Annotated in this window: 2 protein-coding genes and 1 pseudogene; all 3 read right to left on the reverse strand. The window is 67.0% G+C overall.

Going from position 1 to position 2059, the window contains the following annotated elements; genetic code table 11:
* Positions 1 to 438 (reverse strand): glutathione S-transferase family protein (locus B8460_RS19455; protein WP_048863284.1); only part of this gene is annotated, 438 nt, incomplete at its 3' end.
* Positions 439 to 448: 10 nt separating this feature from the next.
* Positions 449 to 1597 (reverse strand): LLM class flavin-dependent oxidoreductase, encoded by a 1149-nt coding sequence (locus B8460_RS19460; protein WP_148360727.1) that lies wholly within the window; start codon positions 1595 to 1597, stop codon positions 449 to 451.
* Positions 1598 to 1749: 152 nt separating this feature from the next.
* Positions 1750 to 2059: pseudogene (locus tag B8460_RS22495) on the reverse strand (c-type cytochrome); the annotation flags it as partial.

Genomic DNA, 2059 nt, shown 5'->3' on the forward strand with positions numbered 1-2059 from the left:
GCCCGGCGGATCGGCGTCGAGCGCCGTCAGGCCGCCGACGATGCTGCGCCGCCGCCGCAGGCCGATGCGGGAGGCGTCGAAGGCGGTGTCCGCGAGGCTGCCGCTGACGATGTTGCGGCCGACCAGGGTGTGGACCGATGCCTCGATCACGCCGTAGGCGAGGCCGGCGCGGCTGATGTCGCGGTCGGCGTCCGCGCCGATCAGCGACGGCGTGGGATGCGTGTGTTCGAGCCACAGCACCGCGAGCAGGCTTTCGGTGACCGGCGCGCCGGAGGGCGCGATGAGGGCGGGCACGCGCGCGGACGGGTTGACCGCGAGCAGCGCCGGCGTGTCGCCCCACGGATCGACGAGTTCCTCCTCCGCCGGCAGTCCCTTTTCCAGCACCGCGATGCGCGCGACGCGGGCATAGGGCGAGGTGGTGTTGATGAGGATGCGCATGGGCGTGATCCTAGCGCGCGGCCGGCCGGCGGTGCGGCTTGCGCAGCCCCGCCTGTTCCAGCAGCGGCATGACGCGTTCGTTGAAGTAGGGCAGTTCCTGATTGTAGTCGACGAAGGAGATCAGGCTGCCGTCCACGCCGGTCGCGGACAGTTCGGCGATGCGGTCCACCACCTGTTCCGGCGTGCCGACCAGCGGATAGCCGCCCCAGCCGGCGATGAAGTTGGCGCGGAACTTGTCCATGTAGTCCTTGGAATACGAGCCGCTTTCGACGCCGAAGATCTTGCAGACGTTGTCGGCCGCTTCCCAGTCGCCTTTTTCGTGGACGTAGTAGTTGTAGTAGTCCCGTGCCTCCTTCTCCGTGTCGCGCACCACGCAGTAGGAATAGGTGAAGGTGCCGATGTCGCGGTTGTAGTTTTTCTGCGCGTCGGCGCGGACTTCCTTGATCCAGTTGGCGGCGCGGTCGAGGCCGTCCTCCTCGATCACCGAGAAGTTGATGTCGCAGTATTTCGCGGCGAACTTGCGCCCCTTGGGCGAGGAGCCGGCGCTGATGAGCAGCGGGCGGGGCTTCTGATAGGGCTTGGGATCGGCGAAGCCGCCCTTGATGGTGAGGAACTGGCCGTCGTAGTCGAACCATTGTTCGGTCCAGAGCTTTTCGACGATCTCCACCCACTCCGTCGCGTATTCATAGCGGGTGTCGTGTTCCATCATCTTGACGCCGAACATCTCCATCTCCGGCGTGAACCAGCCGCAGACCATGTTGATGCCGAACCGGCCCTTGGAGATGCGGTCGATGGTGGTGCCCATCTTGGCCGCGACGATCGGATGCACGGTGGGCACGTGCGACGTCGCGAACAGGAAGATGTTGCTGGTGCGCGCGGCGAGGGCCGCGGCCCAGGTATAGGTCTCCATGCAGTTGCCGTTGAAATTGCTTGGCCCGCCGAAGCCGCGCCAGCGGGCGATCGGCACCATGCATTCCCAGCCGCCGTCTTCGAGGATGCCGGCGATCTCCAGGTTGCTCTCCAGCGTCGGCTCGAAGCTCGTCTCCGCCAGCGTCATCGCGCAGGCGTTGGAGCAGTTGGAGCCGAAAATGCCGAGCTTGAACCGGTTGTCGTTGAACATCGGATTGCCGGCGGCGCGGTAGGCATCGAGATTGTTCAAGTCGTCGCTCCCCTGTTGCCGGTCCGCGGTGCGCGCGGACGTGATCGCCTGTCCCGCGATGGCGCGGGGGCGTTTTTCATCGACGGGGGTCAGCGTATACGGTGTCCGAAACGCCTGCCAAGGTCGGCCCCGACGCGGCCGGCGTGGCGCGCTTACGGGACGGGGCAGACGCCCTTGGCGTTGCGGCCGGGGACGGTGCCGGGGACGGGGGCGACCTGGATCGAGGCGAAGGCGGGGGCGTCGTCGGTGGGGAACGGCGTCGCGCCGGCGGGATAGCAGTCGGAAGCCAGCAGATACGCCACGATGTCGGCGCTCTGTGCCGGCGCGAGCGTGGACGGCGCGTTGCGTGGCATGAGCTTGAAGACGATGTAGCGGATGATCTTGAGCGTCCAGCCGTTGTGCTGCGCGGTGGTCAGGAAATCGGTGCCCGCGACCGAGGGCGCGGCGGTTCCCTGCAGGTCG

The sequence above is a fragment of the Acidisphaera rubrifaciens HS-AP3 genome, from assembly GCF_000964365.1.
Classification (GTDB): Bacteria; Pseudomonadota; Alphaproteobacteria; order Acetobacterales; family Acetobacteraceae; genus Acidisphaera; species Acidisphaera rubrifaciens.